General features: G+C 33.6%; 16 protein-coding genes. 5 read left to right on the top strand and 11 right to left on the bottom strand.

Features of this window, described 5'->3' with window-relative positions:
- Positions 1–3 precede the first annotated feature (3 nt).
- From ggt to RN605_RS00935, 4 genes are all read right to left on the bottom strand, one after another.
- A complete protein-coding gene (gene ggt / locus RN605_RS00920) occupies positions 4–1,671 on the bottom strand; it encodes a gamma-glutamyltransferase (protein WP_313321529.1) in 1,668 nt (555 codons plus the stop codon).
- 38 nt (positions 1,672–1,709) lie between these two features.
- Entirely contained in the window at positions 1,710–2,294 is a 585-nt protein-coding gene (locus RN605_RS00925; RefSeq protein ID WP_313321530.1) for an acyl carrier protein phosphodiesterase, read from the bottom strand.
- Positions 2,295–2,452: 158 nt separating this feature from the next.
- Positions 2,453–3,493, bottom strand: coding sequence for a ligand-binding sensor domain-containing protein (locus RN605_RS00930; protein WP_313321531.1), 1,041 nt, complete (start codon positions 3,491–3,493; stop codon positions 2,453–2,455).
- A 99-nt stretch (positions 3,494–3,592) separates the two neighbouring features.
- Entirely contained in the window at positions 3,593–4,159 is a 567-nt protein-coding gene (locus RN605_RS00935; RefSeq protein WP_313321532.1) for a hypothetical protein, read from the bottom strand.
- A gap of 138 nt (positions 4,160–4,297) precedes the next feature.
- On the opposite strand from RN605_RS00935, the gene RN605_RS00940 reads away from it, so the two are divergent.
- Positions 4,298–5,185: a winged helix-turn-helix domain-containing protein gene (locus RN605_RS00940; RefSeq protein ID WP_313321533.1), complete on the top strand. Its 888-nt coding sequence runs from the start codon at positions 4,298–4,300 to the stop codon at positions 5,183–5,185.
- A gap of 71 nt (positions 5,186–5,256) precedes the next feature.
- On the opposite strand, the gene RN605_RS00945 is transcribed toward RN605_RS00940, so the two are convergent.
- Entirely contained in the window at positions 5,257–5,655 is a 399-nt protein-coding gene (locus tag RN605_RS00945; protein WP_313321534.1) for a biotin/lipoyl-containing protein, read from the bottom strand.
- Between the two features lie 669 nt (positions 5,656–6,324).
- On the opposite strand from RN605_RS00945, the gene glmM reads away from it, so the two are divergent.
- A complete protein-coding gene (gene glmM / locus RN605_RS00950) occupies positions 6,325–7,716 on the top strand; it encodes a phosphoglucosamine mutase (RefSeq protein WP_313321535.1) in 1,392 nt (463 codons plus the stop codon).
- Positions 7,717–8,020: 304 nt separating this feature from the next.
- Positions 8,021–10,369 (top strand): T9SS type A sorting domain-containing protein, encoded by a 2,349-nt coding sequence (locus RN605_RS00955; RefSeq protein ID WP_313321536.1) that lies wholly within the window; start codon positions 8,021–8,023, stop codon positions 10,367–10,369.
- A gap of 68 nt (positions 10,370–10,437) precedes the next feature.
- Here the strand turns inward: RN605_RS00955 and RN605_RS00960 are convergent, their stop codons facing one another.
- From RN605_RS00960 to RN605_RS00985, 6 genes are all read right to left on the bottom strand, one after another.
- Positions 10,438–11,337: a hypothetical protein gene (locus RN605_RS00960; protein ID WP_313321537.1), complete on the bottom strand. Its 900-nt coding sequence runs from the start codon at positions 11,335–11,337 to the stop codon at positions 10,438–10,440.
- 6 nt (positions 11,338–11,343) lie between these two features.
- Positions 11,344–11,763, bottom strand: a complete 420-nt coding sequence (locus tag RN605_RS00965) for a DM13 domain-containing protein (protein ID WP_313321538.1) — start codon at positions 11,761–11,763, stop codon at positions 11,344–11,346.
- 297 nt (positions 11,764–12,060) lie between these two features.
- The gene (locus tag RN605_RS00970) at positions 12,061–13,521 is read right to left on the bottom strand and encodes a lipopolysaccharide biosynthesis protein (protein WP_313321539.1); all 1,461 of its coding nucleotides are present in this window, start codon (positions 13,519–13,521) and stop codon (positions 12,061–12,063) included.
- A gap of 3 nt (positions 13,522–13,524) precedes the next feature.
- On the bottom strand, positions 13,525–14,817 hold the full coding sequence (locus RN605_RS00975) for a glycosyltransferase family 4 protein (RefSeq protein ID WP_313321540.1): 1,293 nt from the start codon (positions 14,815–14,817) through the stop codon (positions 13,525–13,527).
- Entirely contained in the window at positions 14,818–17,262 is a 2,445-nt protein-coding gene (locus RN605_RS00980) for a YfhO family protein (RefSeq protein WP_313321541.1), read from the bottom strand.
- Between the two features lie 24 nt (positions 17,263–17,286).
- Positions 17,287–17,538 (bottom strand): DUF4834 domain-containing protein, encoded by a 252-nt coding sequence (locus RN605_RS00985; RefSeq protein WP_313321542.1) that lies wholly within the window; start codon positions 17,536–17,538, stop codon positions 17,287–17,289.
- A gap of 119 nt (positions 17,539–17,657) precedes the next feature.
- Here RN605_RS00985 and RN605_RS00990 point away from each other — a divergent pair, with 119 nt between their 5' ends.
- A complete protein-coding gene (locus RN605_RS00990; RefSeq protein ID WP_313321543.1) occupies positions 17,658–18,638 on the top strand; it encodes a transporter in 981 nt (326 codons plus the stop codon).
- Positions 18,639–19,757 (top strand): GTP cyclohydrolase, encoded by a 1,119-nt coding sequence (locus RN605_RS00995; protein WP_313321544.1) that lies wholly within the window; start codon positions 18,639–18,641, stop codon positions 19,755–19,757.
- The last annotated feature ends 143 nt before the right edge of the window (positions 19,758–19,900 follow it).

A 19,900-nucleotide genomic window follows, 5' to 3' on the forward strand; every position in this document is an offset into this window, starting at 1 on the left:
TACTTAAAAACCAACAGCTTTGTCATCGCCACGACCATCAGCACCTGCTTCAAGTTTTCCGTTGGGTAATACTAATATGGCATCTATTTTTCCAATCACAGGAGCAAACTTCTCGTTGGTATGATAACCTTTATCGGTCAGTTGGTTGATAACCTCTTTCGAAAATTTATTGGGTTCTAGCATAATTTCATCAGGTAAGTATTGATGATGAAAACGATGTTGATTCACTGCTTCTTGCATTCCCATTTTAAATTCATACACATTCAAAATCGTTTGCAATACCGAAGTTATAATCGTTGAACCACCAGGCGAACCCAATAGCATGAGTAGTTTTCCATTGCGTTCTACGATGGTTGGCGTCATTGAGCTCAGCATTCTTTTTTGTGGTGCTATGCTGTTGGCTTCTTCACCCAATAATCCATAATAATTTGGAATACCAGGCTTAGAAACAAAGTCATCCATCTGATTGTTTAAAAAGAAACCCAGTTCGTCGCAGTATATCTTTGAGCCATAAGCACCATTCAAGGTAGTAGTAACCGCAACCGCATTTCCAAAGCTGTCCACTATTGAAAAATGAGTGGTTTCATCGCTTTCAACAATTTGAGTATCACCATGACTAATTTCGCTTGAAGGTGTTGGTTTGTCAAAGGAAAATGAAGCCATACGTTGTTTCAAATAATCATCATTCAGTAGCTTTTGTTGAGGTATTTTAACAAAATCAGGATCGCCCAAAAAGTAGTTTCTATCTGCATACGCTCGGCGTTCGGCTTCAGTGATTAATTGAATGTATTGTGTAGTGTTATGTCCATAATTGTTCAACGGATAGGGTTCAATCATTTTCATAATTTGTCCCAAAGTAATACCACCGCTACTTGGTGGCGCCATCGAAAAAACGTTTAAATCTTTGTATTGAAAGGTAATTGGCTTCCGCCAAACGGTTTTGTATTGCTTTAAATCTTTCTTCGAAATGATGCCGCCTTTGCTCTGAATGAATTCTACTAATTTCTTCGCAGTTTTACCAGAGTAAAATTCCTTTTCGCCTTGTTTTACTATTTGCTCTAAGGTGTTGGCTAAAGCCAGGTATTTAATAGTATCACCAACGTTAAAAGTCTTATTATACAACGTCTTTTTACCACTTATTTTTACAATGTCGGCTTTGTATTCATCTAACTTGGCTTTCTCTTTTTCGGTTACTACGATGCCGCGTTTAGCTAAGTCAATAGCAGGTTGAAAAAGGTCTTTTAGCGGAAGGCTTCCATATTTTCTATGCACTTCAAAAATAGCCGCTACACTACCTGGAACGCCAACCGATAAAGCACTATCGGTACTAAGATTGGGAATTACATTTCCATTTTTATCCAAATACATGTTTTTGGTGGCTTTGAGTGGCGCTTTCTCTCTGAAGTCAAGTGTACCCGTTTCACCATTGGCTTTTCTGAACACTAAAAAACCACCACCCGAAATATTACCAGCATAGGGATAAGCAACCGCCAATGCCAGTTGTGTGGCAATCATAGCATCAAAAGCATTACCGCCTTTTTTGAGAATAGCAACACCAATTTGTGAAGCTTCTTCACGTGCCGAAACCACCATTGCTTTATCGGCAATTAATCCATTTTGAGACAATAAAAGAGTAGGAAAGAGTAGAAAAACTAACCAGTGTAACCTCATCGAAAATCGTTTAAACTTGAAACCTGAAACTTGAAACTTCACAACATCCTTATTTTTTCTCTACACGCCATTTGCAATTCATCAAAAAAGATAAAAAACTCCTGTTCAAATTGTGCATCAAACTGTTTCAATTCAACTATCGATTCGTGCATGGCAACACGATTCTTAGTTCTGTGGTCCATTTGAAACATAATCATTTCCAATCCTTCCAAGGTAGCATAACTCACCAACCAGTTCCGCCCAATCATATAAGGCATCATACCATGGATACGCTCCGTAAGCAAATGACGTTTGCTTTGAATCAGTTGATAAAAACGCTCGGCATAATCTTCAAGTTTTTCGTTGGAATAACGACTCCAGTTTTTCGCCAAATAATGGTCATAAAAAATATCCATAATCACACCCGAGTAATGACCATATTTTTCATGCAGTCGGTGTTTGCTTTGACGATATATAGGATGAGTATCGGTAAAACTGTCTATAAAACGATGCAGCAGGATTCCTTTTCTGATTTCCTTGGGATATTTTTTATAACTCTTTCCACGGATGCTATCCGCCATGAAGTTACCAATCTTGAGTTGGTCGTTTTCACCAGAAAGAAATATATGGGCTAGGAAATTCATGTGACTAATTTAGCTTTTTTATTTCATTTCTAATCACATGCTTGATTTTTAATCAGTAATTTCTATTTACAGTAAGCTGTTTCAGCTTGCAATATTATGGAAAGTTACAAATTTTAGTGAAACCATTTATTACTTATTGTAATGATACTTGTAGCTCTTCATTTTTTAAATCTCACAAAAGATGTTCCATTGAATTTAAAAGCACCGTTTTCGTGAGTTCCCAACCAAAGGTCGCCATTGTTGTCTTTATAGATGCTGAATAGCGTAATGTCTTTTGAATTATCTTGAACTGCATAATGGGTAATTTTCGTTCCATCATATTTCCAAACGCCGTCACGGTAGGTTACAAACCACAAATTATCATTGTTGTCTCTTACGGTTGATAGATATTCGTCTAAATTGCTGTCCTTTTTACCATCTAAACCACCAATGCTTTCGTATCTGGCATAAAATTTATTACTTTTTGATGTCGTATTGTTGTAAACACTATAACGATATTCGGTATTGAACCAAAAGTCACCATTTTTGTCTTCCGTAATTGAACGCACTCCGTTGGCACCTTCGTTTCGAAATTCGGTCACATCTTCTTCTGTAATCCATTCAAAAGATTTTCCATCATAACGACATACACCTGATGGATTTGTGCCAAACCAAATGTTTCCTTTTTGGTCTTTATAGATGCTGTAGATTTCAAAAGGATTGGAAAGGTTTTTGGGTTTAGGCAACTGCAATTCGTGCAAAGTAGTACCATCATACCGATATACTTTCTCGGCAGGATAAGCATGTCTAAACCACATATCTGTGGAATTAAGTCTCCAGTTATTGGTAGGTATTGCTAATAATGTAGTAAACGTATTTCCGTCAAACTTAACTACAGTCGAATTTGGGTGGCAACTGCTGAAGTATAGGTTGCCTGATGCATCTTCTTTTATTTCGTCTATTCTATTGTTTGGCAAACCATGCTTGGTAGTAAAATTTATCAATGTCTTTCTATCATATCGGTAAACTCCCGTTTCCCAACTTCCGAACCAATAAGTATTCTTTTTGTCTTGATAAACGACCATTATACTGCTTCCAAGTTCTTCAACAACATCTTCTTTTACATTATTGATTGTTTTATCTCGTTGTTGAGTGGTTTGCCCATTGCACGACGGCAACAGCATTGAAATGCTTAGCAATAAAAATATTTTTAATTTCATTATTTCTGTTTACAGGTACAGAGTCAGCATTATTTTACTGCTAAAATTACCGCCACTTATAATAGTAGCGGTAAGTTAACAAATATAAAATATATCTTCTTAGCATCCATCTTTGTTAATTGGGCGTTCATATATAATTTTACCGTCTTGTTCTATATAATCACCTGCAATTATTGGATACGAATATTTAGGCGCTTTTGATATATTATGACTTCTTACACCTATGGTGTCGTTCACTTTCAGCTTGTGTAAATGCTCAAAATCTTTGCTAAAATTGTAACTATCCTTTTCATACTTTTCAGGACCAAAAGCAAGAATATAATCGTCGCCGTTAATGTTCACCATAACTCCAAAACCTAGCCTTGAACCTGGCGGAAGTGATACAGAAGTTACAACTGCCTCCATAGTACTAAAGTCTTTAATCGACTTACTTATTTTAGCAGAACTGGCAATTACTTTTTGACCTGCAGGCGATGCTTCCCATTCTTTAAAATGTATACCATCAGGTGAAGCTTCCCATTTTTTTAAAGCCTCATCCTTTTCAGCAACTGTGAGTGGTTTTGCAGTTGGTTTTTTAGAAGTTTCATTTTTAATTTTTCCATTAGCAAATACTAGTCCGCCTACCACAACCAATGATAATAGCAGTACATAAATGATTTTTTTCATATTTTTGTTTTTATTAATTAATAACATCGTTTGATCTACTTTTAAAGTTTGTACAGTAAAATTAACTGACTATTCTACAAAATCTGTACTCAAAACTGTAAATAAAAATGTAAACTTTGTAAATAAAATAGTGACACTATGTTTACTGGTAGAAACATCTTTTCTGGAAAACGAAAATACCTGTTGGGTTTACTATTGCTTTCTTTTATCTGTATAATCTGTGCAGCTTTTAGTAGAAATGATGGTGACGACTTTGACTTTGCGAGAAGAGAAATTTTACTCCGCAGAATAGGACACGAACTACTTCTACAGTCGGGCGATAGTATATCAAGAGTGCTTCCTGTCGAAAAAATTTCAAACGATGAATACCTCATTCGCTTTGAGAATGAGTTTACGTTTCAACCAGATTCATTATTAAACACCACCCGACGTTTCTTAGACAAAGCTCCGTTTGCAAACAATTATATCGTTAATGTTTTAAACTGTAACAACGCAACGGTAACCTATGGCTATGCGATATCCAAAAACAAGGAAGATAATATTGTAGCCTGTTTAGGAAGAAATCAGCCCAAAGCCTGTTACACAATTTCCATTAAATTCAAACCAGCAAACCATAGTATCGTAAACAATGGATACCTGTTGGGCAGTTTGTCCTTTTTAGCATTGGCAGGGTTTGTTCTTTTGCTGTCTTTTAAACCGCCAAAAGCAAAACCTTACAGTCAGCATGAAAATAGGTTTACGTTAGGTGCGGCGGTGTTTGATGCAGAAAACAAAAAGCTTATTGCACAGGATACAACCATAGACCTAACCGGAACAGAAACCCGTTTACTACACATTTTTGCAATTTCTCCCAACGAGATTATACCAAAAAAACGAATTCAAAAAGAAATATGGGAAGACGAAGGAGTTATTGTTGGGCGTAGTCTTGATATGTTCATTTCCAAACTTAGAAAAAAACTCGAATTTGATCCTAATTTAAAAATTGTAGCCATTCGCAGCAAAGGATATAAGCTTGAGATTAGTTGAACTAGATAATATACTAATTTGTAAAAATTTCTATTTCTTCAGCGACTTTCCAAGATTCTGAACACTCAGCTTCAGATTACTTCTATCTTACATAGTTCATCACCAACTTTTAAAGTACCTATCAATCCAGATGTTGATAATACTTTTCCGTCGGTAAGACATTCGAATTCCATTATATGATTTTTAGTTTCAATTTCACAAATTACATCTCCTTCTTTTACAATGTCGCCTGGCTTGATGTGCCATTTTTTTAAAGTAATATTTTTTAGATTTCCTAAATCTGGAACGCTTGTTATTAAAATTTCACCTTTAGTCAATTTGCGAGTTGTGTTATTGTTTGAATTAGAGGAATTATTTAAAATTTCTTCTTTTGTTTTAAAATTTGGAATAGATTGTAAATCCTCAATATAATTTTCTTCTTTATTTTCGTACTCACCAATAAATAGATTGCGTATAAATTTTAGTATCATTTGTTTTTTGTAAAATTATCTATGGTTTTTGAGTTTTCTGATAAGCTCTTCATTGATAAAAGTAAAGATAACAAAAACTTCTTATTACTAGAAAAGGGTGATTTCCCCCTTTTTTAATTTTTAACTGCAATTACTTGCTTGTACGTTTCGATTTCTTTGATGTACGTTTCGAATGATTGCTTGTACGTTTCAAATGATTGCCTGTCACTACACAATGTTTGTTCGTCACTCCGTAATGTTTACGTGTCACTCCGTAATGTTTGTTCGTCACTCCGTAATGTTTGCATGTCACACCGTAATGTTTACGTGTCACACCGCAATGTTTGTTCGTCACACAGTAATGTTTGCATGTCACACCGCAATGTTTGCATGTCACACCGTAATGTTTACGTGTCACACCGTAATGTTTGCATGTCACACCGCAATGTTTACTCGTCACTCCGCAATGTTTGCATGTCACACCGCAATGTTTGCATGTCACACCGTAATGTTTGCATGTCACATCGTAATGTTTATGTGTCACACTCAATTACATGTATGTTCAAGTTCATTACACATTCGTCTCTTCGAGTGATTTTGAGTAGCAAAATAGTATCGAGAAGCTAATTCCTAATTCGAAATATTTATATTTGCATCACTAGCACAAAAACCAAAATTTAAAACACTACAATGACACTTATAAAATCAATCTCAGGAATACGTGGAACCATCGGAGGCAAAGTAGGCGATAATCTAACACCAGTAGACGCTGTAAAATTCGCTTCTGCCTATGGAACCTTCCTGAAAAACAATTTCAACGAAAACCGAAAACTAAAAGTAGTCATCGGTCGCGATGCGCGCATCTCAGGACCAATGATACACAACCTGGTAGTCAACACACTAGTAGGACTAGGAATAGACGTCATCGATTTAGGTCTATCCACAACCCCAACCGTAGAAATAGCCGTTCCACTAGAAAAAGCTGACGGCGGAATCATACTAACCGCTTCCCATAACCCAAAACAATGGAATGCACTAAAGCTTCTCAACAACAAAGGCGAATTCCTCAGCGGTAAAGAAGGCGAACAAATACTAGAAATTGCCGAATCCGAATCCTTCAACTTCTCTGAAGTAGACGATTTAGGTGAAGTATTTGCCAACGATGCCTATATGGATATTCATATTGACGAAGTATTAAACCTTTCATTAGTAGATGCCGAAGCAATTGCTAAACGCAAGTTCAAAGTAGTAGTAGATGGTGTCAATTCATCAGGAGGAGTAATCATCCCAAAACTATTAGAACAATTAGGGGTAGAATGCATCAAACTTTATTGCGAACCAAACGGACATTTTCCACACAACCCAGAGCCATTAAAAGAACACTTGGGCGACATCTGCAAATTAGTAGTTGAAGAACAAGCTGATTTTGGTATTGTAGTTGACCCCGATGTTGACCGCTTGGCATTCATCTCAAACGATGGAGAAATGTTTGGTGAAGAATATACATTAGTAGCCTGCGCTGATTATGTGTTAAGTAAAACACCAGGCAACACAGTTTCTAACATGTCATCGTCAAGAGCATTACGCGACATCACCAACAAGCACAACGGAAGCTATCAGGCAAGTGCAGTAGGCGAGGTGAATGTAGTAGAACTGATGAAAAAAACCAATGCCATCATCGGCGGCGAAGGCAATGGAGGAATCATCTATCCGGAAAGCCATTATGGTCGAGATAGTTTAGTAGGTGTGGCTTTATTTCTAACCCATTTAGCATCGCTAGACATGACCGTTGCACAGCTTAGAGCTAGCTATCCACAATACTACATGAGCAAAAACAAAATAGAGTTAACACCTCAAATAGATGTAGATGCCATTCTAGTAGCCATGACTGAGAAATACAAAAACGAAGAAATAAATACCATAGATGGCGTAAAAATTGACTTTGCAGACAATTGGGTACACCTTCGAAAATCAAACACCGAACCAATTATTAGAATATATACCGAAGCACAAACACAAGAATCAGCAGATGCTTTAGCGTTACGCATAATAGATGAGATTAAAGCAGTAGCGGGAATATAATTTCTTTCTAGATCATAAAAAATAAACCCTTTCCAGCTAGAAAGGGTTTGTTTTTTTGATTAAAAACTGAGAAAATCCTAGTTTATTTATAAGAATAACTTTAAACAGCACCGTTTAACTGCTCTTTTTTATCGATAATCTACAAAAAATTATAAAATTAGTGCTACTGACGTTTTTTTATGTATTTCATCGATAAATGGTACCCATTCATGGAATGTGAAATAATTTTGCAGAAGAAATTAATCTGGTTTGTGCCCCCAAAAAACAGGTTAATTATATCAATTAACTAACAATTTATTAAACAATGAACAAAAAATTACTTTTAAGTATCGTATTTGCTATTGTGGGGATGATTGCAAATACATCAGCGCAAAATGGTTGTGCAGGTCAGTTCAAAACATTCACCATTGGTGGTTGGGGAACTGTATGTAATGGAGGTAACCCAGGTTGTTACCGTGATGCAAACTTTGCTGCTGCATTCCCGAATGGTTTAACCATTGGGTGTGGTAGTAACACTTTGACCTTAACATCTTCGTTAGCGGTTCAAAACTTTTTACCTTCAGGAGGAACACCTGCAGTATTATCTGGAGCAAGTGTAAACCCAGGAGGTTCTATTAGTAATACGTTAGCTTCTCAACTAGTTGGTGTTACTTTAGCATTAGGTTTCGATGCTTATGATCCAAACTTTTCGGCTAGTGCAAATAGCTTTGGTTCTTTAGTAATTCTTCAAGGTCCACATGCTGGGATGACAGTTGCACAGTTTTTACAATTGGCAAATAATGTTATTGGAGGATGTTCTTCAGCGTATACACCATCTCAAATAAATGCTACGGCAACTGCTATCAACGAAAACTATGATAATGGAACCATTGACAATGGTTATTTAGATTGTACTAATTTCAGAATTGGTTTAATTGTAGGTTCTGATGTCACTTGTAATGGTGGACAAAATGGTCACGTTGATGTAACTGTTACTGGCGGAGTACCACCTTATTATTATATGTTAAACAACGGATCTGCTTCTGGAGCTACTAATCAAACTACCTATACTTTCAACGGACTAGGAGCAGGAAGTTATACAGTAACTGTAACAGATTCAAATAATCAAATGGCTTCGGGTTCAAACACATTTTCAATTGGACAACCAAGTTTAATTACAGCTACTACAAGCTCAACTCCAGTTTCTTGTTTTGGAGGTTCAAATGGAACAGCTTCAGTTTCAAACATTGCTGGTGGAGTAGGACCTTATACTGTTCTTTGGTCAACAGGAAGTTCAGCTAATACCATCACAGGATTGACTGCAGGAAGTTATACTGTTATAATTACAGATAGTAACCAATGTTCAGTTGAAAAATCAGTTATGGTAAATCAGCCGACATTGTTAGGATATTCATCTTCTACTAATGATGCTTTATGTTATGGTGTAGCTAATGGTTCTGCAACAATTACTCCAAATGGAGGAACGGCACCTTACACTATTTTATGGAGTAACGGAAGCACTTCTTTCACAAGAAATGATTTAATGGCTAATACTGTTTACACAGCGGTTATTACTGATAATAACAGTTGTACTATTAATGTTAGTGTATCTGTAGGTCAACCAAGTCCTGTTGCAATTGGAACTACAACTTCACAAGCTGTATGTGTTGGCGGAAATGGTTCTGCAACAGCTACTCCGAGTGGAGGAACAGCACCTTATTCATATTCTTGGAATACAAATCCAGTTCAAACTAGCGCTACTGCTCAGTTACCATTAGGTACTTGGACAGTTACAGTTACTGATGCTAATGGTTGTGTTTCTTCTGCTCAAGTAACGATTACTTTATTAACTTGTGAAGGATTTACAACAGTTACTCAAGGTGGTTATGGTGCTAAATGTGCTGGTAATAACTGGGGTTGTTATGTGAAAAATAATTTTGCAACAGCTTTCCCAACAGGGTTAACAATTGGTTCAGGAACTAGATTCTTAAGATTAACATCAGCTACTGCTGTTCAAAACTTCTTACCTTCAGGTTCTACACCTAGAGCATTAAATCCTGGTACATTGGTTAATCCTTCAAGTAATGCATATTCAAATGTTTTAGCAGGACAAACAGTTGCTTTGACACTTAGCTTAGGTTTTGATGCTGCTAATCCTAATTTCTCATCATCATCAACTCCACTAGGTAGTTTGGTTGTTACTTCAGGTACTTTTATAGGAATGACAGTTACTCAATTATTGAATATTGCTAATACTGTTTTAGGAGGTGGAACTTCTCCTTATACTGCTTCACAAATTAATGGAGCACTTGATGCAGTGAATAATAATTATGATGGTGGAACAATGAATTTAGGGTATTTAGCTTGTCCATGTCCAACTAATAGAGCAGAAGCGGAAGCATTATCTCAAGTAGTAACAAAATTTGACATGTATCCAAATCCATCTAGAGCGGCATCAACTATTGAGTTTATGATGAACTACAATACTACAGCAAAAGTGATGATTTATAACATGAATGGTCAATTAATAAGTTCATTATTTGATTCTAATGTATTGGCTGAAGTGAAAACGTCTATCAGCATTGATACTTCAAATTTGAAAACAGGAGTTTATATAGTTAAGTTAGTTACTGTAAAAGAAACAGTAAACAAATCATTACTTGTTATTGAATAAATGTTTTTTGGTTAAAAAAGTTAAGCCTGCTATTTTAGCAGGCTTTTTTTTATGTGATAAATCAAAAATTAGAAACTTATTTTATAAGTAACACCTGCGGTGAATGCACGAGTTAAACCATCAGGTCTTTCATCACGAACAACAAATGGAGTAGCCAAAGAAAGCTCTAAAGAACTTTTTGAATTCAATTGATAAATAGTAATTAGATTTCCGTTAAGCGTTAAACCATCCGAATTTTTAATGGTTTCTCTATTGCTGAAAATATTTTCATAAATATCTTCACCTAAATGATAAATGAATAAAACGTTTGGTTTGAAACTCCATTTTTTATTTGAAGTAGCATAGGTATAAGTTGCTCTAAATAATGCATCGGGTTTACGCTCAAATAAATTAGTAGAGTTAAAATCATCAGTTCCAGAATATTCAGCAAAATAGGAGTTTTTATTATTATTGAACACAGGCAGTTGCAAACCAGCATTAAAATCCCATTGCTTGATATTATAATTTACTCCCAGAATTAAATCAAATGTTCCCAAACTGGCTTGATAATCCATTGGCAACGGAACATCATTAATTTTAGCATTAGCAGTTGTGAACGGAAATTTAAAACCAGCCAAAGCACTCCATTGTTTTTGATCTTTTTCAGCAAATTTATAATTACTAATTAAATAAGCATCACCAAATTGTCCTCGCGTTCCAAAATCACCTTTGGCATTAAAATAGGTTACTTTTACACTCATAGCAAACGATTTTGTAAATTCTCTAGAGTAAGTTATATAACCAGTTACTGAAGTTACGTCCGCATCGCCAACGCCATAAACAGCGCCTGTTTCTATGAGGTTTTTAGTTGTTTTTTCGGTTGTGAAACTATTCCCTATAGAACAAATTCCTGCATCGCTGCAACCTTGACTATATGTAATTTGAACTCCGATAAAGACTGATAAAATAGTTAGGATTGATTTTTTCATAATAGTTTAATTTTCTTGTAAAGCAGCAACTGCAAACAAATGATTGTATTGTTGACAATGAATTAAAGCATATGGATAATCGGCAAGATTTACTTGCGATGGAATAGTATAAGTGTTATCAGGATTTACAGCGCCAAGATTCACAAAGTCGGAAGGTGTATCATTTTTTGATAAATAGACTTTCAAATCAGGACCATTTTCAATAGTATAATTATCAAGTCTAAGATAATAAGTTGTGTTTTGTTGGTAAATCTTTACCATTCCAGAACCAGAAATCCCAGACGTAGGTTGTAATGTACCACTAAATTTCAGTACTGCCTGATTGATATCAAATTCAGTATTAACTGGATTTTCGGTTAGTTTACCTTCAGATTCACATGAAGTGAAAAAGGTAAAAAACATTAATAGAAGAATTAATTTTTTCATAGCTTTTGTTTTTCAATTTTATCAAAGTTACAAAAATGTAAAAAAGGAAATGTCGGCTAGTTTACATTAAGCAGTTGATTTTGAATGAAAAACATCGATAAACGACAACTGAGAGTTTATTTATCGAGAATTATAGCAGAACATCGAGTATTTGATATTCAGAGAGATAAACAATTTACTTTTACTAAGTAATCAGAAATGATTTTAGAAAATAAGGTACTTACTTAATAATAAAACGTCAAAAACAAAAAATCAAACAATGTTTGAAAAACCACTTTCCCAAGAAGTGGTTTTTTTTTATGTCAATTTTTTCCAAGTTTTTTTAATCACTTGATTAATTTCTTCAGAAAGATTGGTTTTATAAATTAGACCAACATAAAGAACAGTAACCAAAACAGATTTTAGTGCAATGCTTATGAATGGATGAAAAGGAAAATCCCAATAATAGAAAACAAAAAAACAAATTAGCCCAATGATTAAAGCATAAAGGTTTTTTAAAGTAAACGGATAGAGTTTCATTTTGGTTACTACAAATAATAGTTTCGCCAAACTGTATAATGTTATTGAAATCAACGTTGCTAAAGCAGCACCATTAATTCCAAATCGAGGAATGAACAACATATTGAGCGTTATAGCAAAAAAGGCTAATAATAATCCCAAAAATAAAACTGCTTTATAATACTTTGAATTGAAAATTATGGCATTATTGTTTCCTAAAATCAAATCAAAATATTTAGACAATCCAATCACAAAAACCACAAAAATACCATCACGGTAACTCGAAGGTAAAAAAGTATAAATCTGGTTGAGGTTTACCAAGATTCCAACCAATACTAATCCGCCAACAATTTGAAGTGTAATGGATGTTTTTTTATACAAATCATTTAGTTCGTCATGTTTGTTTTCAGTCATTAATTTTGCCGTAATAGGATACGTAATTTGATGCATCGCACGACTTGGAACCGAAACTACTATTGCCATAAAAACCGCTACCGAATAATAAGCAATATTTTCAATCTTTATATACTGATTAATCATTGTTTTATCAATATCGAGTAACATATTAGCAACGCTTCCTGAAAGAATGATAAAAGCGGAATACGTAAAAATAGCTTTAGCATTGTGAGGAATAACCAAATCAAATGTGATGCGTTGAACTTTATTGGCATAAAAAAGCATAATCAACATACTTGCAAAATAGATTAGCATTGTAGCAATGATGAATTCATATACCGTAATCCAATCAAAATAAACCGCAAAAAGGAAAATAGTAATCAAAACTCGAAGTACAATTTCTTTAACAAAACCGCCAAAAACAGATTGCATGTGAACTTTTACCCAAGCATAGAATATCTCAAAATAACCCATGCACAATCCAATGACTGGAATTTGCCAAACGTAATCGTATACTATTGGATTTTCTTTGGATAGAAAACTTGCTATCCCATCATAAAAAAGAAACTGAATGATAAAAATGGGTATAATTGCAAGTAAAGGCAAAAACATCACAAAGCTGAGGAACTGACTTTTTTCTTTTTCAGTTTTATAATGAGAAAAGAATTTCACCAACGTATTGTGAACACCAAATGCCATCAATGGAAAAATAACATTGGCTGATGAGAGCAAATAACCAGTTAATCCATAAAACTTAGCACCCAAAAAATGTGGATACATAAACAATGTATTTGCCGCGCCAATAGCAAAACCTATATAGGTAATGATAGTGTTTTTGATAGATTGGTTGACGACGATTCCCATAAGTTATTTACGAGTTACAAGTTTCGCTAATTGTTCGGTTAAATTCTTTCTGGAATATTGTTGTAAACCAACAGCATGTACTTTCAGGTTGTTATTTTGATACAATTCGTAATAATTCAAAAGTACTGTTTTTAGTTTTTCTTTTTCATCATAGGTAAAGAAAACGCCTGTATTGGTAGTAGTAATAATTTCAGCAAAATCAGAACCTTCAGGTCCAAGCGCAATTATTGGTCGTTCGGAAACCATATATTCAAATACTTTTCCAGGAATTATGCTCTTAGTTTCCTCTGAATTGATTTCAATTAACAATAATACTTGCGATTTTCTTTGTTGCTCAATGGCTTCCTGATGAGAAACGTAACCTAAATTCAACACATAATCATTGAGTTTAAATTCTGAAATCGTATCCAAAACTTCCTGACTAACGGCACCAATGAGTTTTAATTGAAAATCATTTTTAAAGTCTTTATTTTCTTTAATCAATTCGCTTAATGCTTTCCATAAAATTCTCGGATTTCGTTCAGAAAGAAAAGAACCAATATGTGCCAAAGTAAACTTTTCGTCGAGTGGTCGTTTGGTTACTTTTTCCACATCATAACCGTTGGTAATAACTTCAATAGGTTTTGAAGTCAATTCTTGGAATTCGGTTTTTGTAGTTTTACTGGTAACTAATATGGTATCGGCAGCATTTAAAACTGCTGATTCTAAAGCTTTGTGTTTTTTTTCGGCATAAGATGAAAGTTTCAAGGCTTTGTGATAACCAATCGTTGTCCACGGGTCGCGAAAATCGGCAAACCATTTTACTCCCAAATCTTTCTTCAATTGTAATCCAATCAAATGCAAACTGTGTGGCGGACCAGAAGTGACAATGGTATCAATATTATTTTCTTCAATATATTTTTTCAAATACTTTACCGAAGGTTTTACCCAAAGAAAACGAGCATCGGGAATGAATAAATTTCCACGAATCCAAAGCAAAGTTTTCTCTAAAAACGATTGCTTCTTTTTATTCGGAATAATTCCAGAACTGATTTTTTTGGTTTTGTTTTTTCCAAAAAATGAGGCAAAACCATAAGGTTCTTTGATTTTGTTTTTTAGAATAATGGTTTCATTAGAAACTTCGCTTTCCAAACCTTTATCAATAATTGGATAGGTTGGGTTTTCAGGAATGTAAACTATCGGTTGAATATTGAAATCGGGTAAATATTTGACAAACTTTAACCAACGCTGTACTCCTGGTCCACCAGCTGGCGGCCAATAATAGGTTATGATTAAAAGTTTTTTTGGTTCAGACATTTACTCTTTCTTCTTGCCTTTTTGTTCAAAATAAACGCCACCAATAATTAATAATACCATTCCAATTGAACTAAATAATGTTATTGTGCTTCCAGTTTTTACAACTTCAGGTTCAAATTTGAATTCGATGGTATGTTTTCCTTTTGGAATATCTAATCCACGTAAAGTATAATTTACTCTGTAAATTGGACGTTCTTCTCCGTCAATAGTTGCTTTCCAACCTTTTGGATAATAGATTTCAGAGAAAACAGCAAAACCATTATTTGAGTTAATTGAAGTATATTTTAAATGGTTTGGCTTATATAAATCGAGCTTGATTGTTGCTAAGCTGTCTTTGGTAAATATTTGATCTTTTTTTGGTAATACTTTAAAAATTCCACTATCTGGAAATTTGTTTTTTATTGCAACATTTTTGCTGTCCAATTTATCCAAAGCTTTCATTTCTTCATCAGCTGAATTAACCATTTTCACTTCTTTTACAAACCATGCATTACCATTTGCATCTGGATTCATAGTTGGGAATTCTTGACCTTTTTCGTCGGTTTGAATGATGTATTTGATGTTCAACATGTCCAAAACTTCTTTATTGTTTTTGGCAATTTGATAGTCAAATAATTGTTGTATTCTTCTTGGTTTAGCAGCATGATAACCACCAATCGATTTGTGGAAAAAAGAAGCACGTGCGCTACTCATATTTCCAGAAACTTCAAATACACGATAATGCGTTGTGTCTTGCAGAATTGCCATATCAGCTTCTGTAGCTTGAAAAGGTTCGTCAACTTCGCGAGCGCTAACAAAATCTTCTTTGTTTACATAGTTTTTATCTACAAAAAATAAATCGCCAACCATGAAAATTCCAATAATGATAATAGCCGTATTTTGAGCTAATTTACCTTTGTAGTAACTCCATAAAACTCCAAAAGCCACCAACATAAAGAAACCAGAACGCAATAAATCAGCTGAATATAAACTTGCTCTATCTTCTTTTAAAGCATTTACAAAAGCAGTTCCCATTTCTTCACCATAAGCTTGAACATAGTAATTGTCATTTATAGTTGTAAAATCGAACATTCCTTTTGCTAAAAACAATAAAACTACTAAACCTATAGTGACAATTCCAGTTAATTTTAGGGATTTCCATTGATTTTCTTTTTCGGTAAAAAAGGATTGCAATCCCATAATGGCTAAAACCGGAATACATAATTCTAGTAAAACCTGAATGGATGAAACTGCTCTGAATTTATCGTACATCGGAACAAAATCAATGAAGAAATCGGTAAGGAAACCTAAATTTTTTCCCCAAGAAAGCAGCAACGAGAAAATTGCACCTGCCAAAAAAGCATATTTAACTTTGCGTTTGTCATGAAATAAAGCCAAAATCGCTAAGAAGAAAACAATGGCACCAATATAAGCCGGTGCAGCAACAATAGGTTGATTTCCCCAATAGGTTGGAACGTTTTTAGCAAATTCTTCCGCTTCACTTGGCGATGCACCTTGATTGATAATAAATTCATAAAGTTTGCTATCGGTTCCAACATTTTCGGCATTGGAACCACCAAAAAGTCTTGGAGCAATTAGATTTAAACTTTCTGCTATACCATAACTATATTCTGTGATGTATTCTCTTGAAAGTGCATTGTCAGTAGTAACTTTTGAACCATTTGGATTAAACGTTAATTCGTTTTTACTTCGAGTACTAAAATCTGCATATTCTTTGGTTGCTAATAAATTTGTAGCATTTGTTCCAATAGCAAATAGAACAGCGATTAGAAAAACGCCTAAGATTTTTGGCAATTCTTTAAGCTCTTTATTTTGGTAAAGTTTGTAGACAAAATAAACTGAAAATACTAAAAGCAATAACAACAGATAATAGGTCATCTGAAAGTGATTTGCATTAATTTCTAATGCAACTGCCAACATGGTTAGAATTCCACCATGAAGATATCGTTTTCTAAAAACCAGAATAAATCCAGCAATAACCAATGGCATGTAAGCTATTGCGTGCGCTTTTGCATTGTGACCAACTCCGAGAATAATGATTAAATAGGTTGAAAACCCAAAGGCTAAAGCTCCAAAAAAAGCTTTCAGTGGATCAACTCTGAAAACCAATAATAAACCATAAAACCCTAAGAAATATAAAAACAAATAATCGGCTGGTCTTGGCAAGAAACGTAAAGCATCATCAAGCATTCCGATGTAATCATTTGGATATTTTGCACCTAATTGATAAGTTGGCATTCCACCAAAAGCAGAGTTAGTCCAATAAGGTTCCGTGTTGTTTTCGGCTCTGAAATCTATTTGTTCTTTTGCCATTCCGGTATATTGGGCAATATCCGATTGATAGATTTTTTTTCCTTGTAAAACAGGATAGAAATAAACTAATGAAATAATTACGAATCCAATTACTGCAAGTAAATGTGGATAAAATTTTTGAAGTTGTTTCATTTTTTTGGTTAGGTATAGTTTGGCTTAATCAATTTCTTCAAAATCTACATATTCACCGACAATCTTTTTTTCTTTAGGTTTTTCGGTAGTATCTGATTTTGTTTGATTTTGTTGTTGGTATTGTTGCTGCTGTTGCTCAAATTGTTGACTTGCTTTTTCAACTACTTTTTTTGCAAGAACAGGTAAAAATAAACGTGCTAAAAACTTAAAAGCATAATAAATAAAAAATATCCAAAATATAGTTTTTAATAATCCTGGCATTGATGCAGTTTCCATTTTATAAATAAATTTTTGTCAAAAATACGAATTTCAATGATGTAAAAATCGCTTTACCTTCTTAAATAAATGATAAAATGTATTACTTTTGAGGAAGATAATAAAATAGCAAAACATACATGCAAAAAGTAAAAGCGCTTTTATTGATTGGTTTTTTAATGAGTTCAACCTATCAATTTGCACAATATACAGATATAATTAATTCAAACCGACCAGGAAAATCACAATCAGCTTTTTCAGTTGGTAAAACAGTTTTTCAGGCAGAAGGTGGAATTTTTGGAATTAGAGAAAAACACGATTTAGCGCGTTATCAAGCAAACGGATTTGGTTCGGAACTAAGTGTTAGATATGGTGCTTTTTTTGAACAATTTGAAATGATGCTTGATATGCAATATCAATACGATTGGTATCAAGCACCATTAATTGACGATACTCGTGGTGGATTCAAACAAATGACTTTTGGAGCAAAATATTTGGTTTATGATCCTTTTAAAAACCTTAGAGAAGATAAGCCAAATCTTTACAGTTGGAATGCTAATCATAGTTCAAAATTTAATTGGAAACAATTGATTCCTGCAGTTGCTTTATATGCAGGACTTAATATAAAAGTTGGTAATAATCCTTTTTATCCTGACGATAGTTTTATAAGCCCAAAAGCAATGCTAATTACTCAAAATCATTTTGGAACTAAATGGGTTTTTGTTAACAATGTCTATTTTGACAAATTATTTACAGACTATCAAGCCTTAGGTGTTGTTTCTACATTAACTCGAGGATTTAATATGCGTTGGTCTGGATTTTTAGAATTTCAAGGTATAAAAAGCGATTTGTATGCAGATTATTTGTTTAGAGTTGGTGCTGCTTATTTGATTAAAGAAAATATTCAAATTGATGCATCGATATCAAAAAATGTAAAAGATACTCCAGAGATTTTATATGGTGGAGTAGGACTTTCTTGGCGATTTGATCAAAATTATGAAAAGGTTTATTTGAGAAGCACAAAACCTGTTGACAAAGAAAAAGGAAAAGATAAAAAATCTAAGAAAGACAAAAAGAAGAAAAGAAAAGACGCAGTTGAACCTGAAGAATTAAATCCATAAATGATTACTATTGTTGAAGCCAATTCACCAAAGCTTATAAAAGACTTTGTCAAATTCCCATTTGAATTATATAAAAACCATCCTTATTGGGTTCCGCCATTAATAGCGGAAGAATTAGAAACTTTTGATAAAACAAAAAATCCAGCATTTTCTAGTGCTGAAGCAACTTTTTATTTAGCATATAAAGAAAATAAAATAGTTGGTAGAATTGCTGCTATCATTAATTGGAATGAAGTAAACGATCAAAATAAAAAGAAAGTTCGTTTTGGTTGGTGGGAAACTATTGATGACATTGAAGTAACAAAAGCTCTGCTTGAAAAAGTTTATGAACTTGGCAAAAAAAATAATTTAGACCATGTTGAAGGTCCAATGGGTTTTTCTAATCTTGATAAAGTTGGAGTAGTTACTGAAGGTTTTGACGAATTAGGTTCAATGATTACGTGGTATAATTATCCATATTATAAAGAACATTTGGAACAATTAGGATTTGTAAAAGAAAAAGAATACCACGAAAATAAGTTTCCTTTTTCCAATGTTAAACCTGAATTCTTTTTTAGAGTTCAAGATATGATAAAGAAACGTTACCAACTTACTCCAATTAATTTCAAAAACACAAAAGAAATAATGCCTTATGTAGATGAAATGTTTGATTTGTTCAACAAGTCGTATGCTGATTTATCTTCATTTGTAGCTATAACAGATATTCAAAAAGAATATTTTAAAAAGAAATACATCAGCTTTATTAATCCCGAATTCATCAAATTTATAGTTGATAAGGATCATAAAATAGTTGCTTTTAGTATCGTTATGCCTAGTTTTTCAGAAGCATTGCAAAAAGCAAAGGGTAAATTATTTCCTTTTGGATTTTATCATTTATTGAAAGCAAAGAAAAACAGTAAAGAAGTTCTTTTCTATCTTATAGGTGTTGACCCAGAATATCAGAATAAAGGAGTTACTGCTATAATTTTTAATGAATATTACAATTGTTTCAAAGAAAAAGGAATTCAAAATTGTATCAGAACTCCTGAATTAGCAGATAACCATGCTATTCATAATATTTGGAAACATTTTAATCCAGTAATTTTCAGAAAAAGATGTACCTATAAATTAGATTTTTGATATTTTCTTCGATAAACTTTTATTTATTTTAAAATTATTAACTGATTTTATGTCTTAAACTTAAAGTTTGATTAAAAAATAAAAATTATTTACCCTTCAATGTGCATTTTGTCGATGAAATCATATTGTTCATAGAAAACTTA

The sequence above is a fragment of the Flavobacterium sp. PMTSA4 genome, assembly GCF_032098525.1.
GTDB classification, from domain to species: domain Bacteria; phylum Bacteroidota; class Bacteroidia; order Flavobacteriales; family Flavobacteriaceae; genus Flavobacterium; species Flavobacterium capsici.

Excerpts from the sequence above, each read along its gene's own strand:
- RN605_RS00995 (WP_313321544.1), top strand. The coding sequence starts at position 18,639 with ATGATTACTATTGTTGAAGCCAATTCACCAAAGCTTATAAAAGACTTT.
- RN605_RS00965 (WP_313321538.1), bottom strand. The coding sequence starts at position 11,763 with ATGAAAAAATTAATTCTTCTATTAATGTTTTTTACCTTTTTCACTTCA.
- RN605_RS00940 (WP_313321533.1), top strand. The coding sequence starts at position 4,298 with ATGTTTACTGGTAGAAACATCTTTTCTGGAAAACGAAAATACCTGTTG.
- RN605_RS00970 (WP_313321539.1), bottom strand. The coding sequence starts at position 13,521 with ATGGGAATCGTCGTCAACCAATCTATCAAAAACACTATCATTACCTAT.
- RN605_RS00960 (WP_313321537.1), bottom strand. The coding sequence starts at position 11,337 with ATGAAAAAATCAATCCTAACTATTTTATCAGTCTTTATCGGAGTTCAA.
- RN605_RS00985 (WP_313321542.1), bottom strand. The coding sequence starts at position 17,538 with ATGGAAACTGCATCAATGCCAGGATTATTAAAAACTATATTTTGGATA.
- ggt (WP_313321529.1), bottom strand. The coding sequence starts at position 1,671 with ATGAGGTTACACTGGTTAGTTTTTCTACTCTTTCCTACTCTTTTATTG.
- RN605_RS00990 (WP_313321543.1), top strand. The coding sequence starts at position 17,658 with ATGCAAAAAGTAAAAGCGCTTTTATTGATTGGTTTTTTAATGAGTTCA.
- RN605_RS00980 (WP_313321541.1), bottom strand. The coding sequence starts at position 17,262 with ATGAAACAACTTCAAAAATTTTATCCACATTTACTTGCAGTAATTGGA.
- glmM (WP_313321535.1), top strand. The coding sequence starts at position 6,325 with ATGACACTTATAAAATCAATCTCAGGAATACGTGGAACCATCGGAGGC.
- RN605_RS00925 (WP_313321530.1), bottom strand. The coding sequence starts at position 2,294 with ATGAATTTCCTAGCCCATATATTTCTTTCTGGTGAAAACGACCAACTC.
- RN605_RS00955 (WP_313321536.1), top strand. The coding sequence starts at position 8,021 with ATGAACAAAAAATTACTTTTAAGTATCGTATTTGCTATTGTGGGGATG.
- RN605_RS00930 (WP_313321531.1), bottom strand. The coding sequence starts at position 3,493 with ATGAAATTAAAAATATTTTTATTGCTAAGCATTTCAATGCTGTTGCCG.
- RN605_RS00945 (WP_313321534.1), bottom strand. The coding sequence starts at position 5,655 with ATGATACTAAAATTTATACGCAATCTATTTATTGGTGAGTACGAAAAT.
- RN605_RS00975 (WP_313321540.1), bottom strand. The coding sequence starts at position 14,817 with ATGTCTGAACCAAAAAAACTTTTAATCATAACCTATTATTGGCCGCCA.
- RN605_RS00935 (WP_313321532.1), bottom strand. The coding sequence starts at position 4,159 with ATGAAAAAAATCATTTATGTACTGCTATTATCATTGGTTGTGGTAGGC.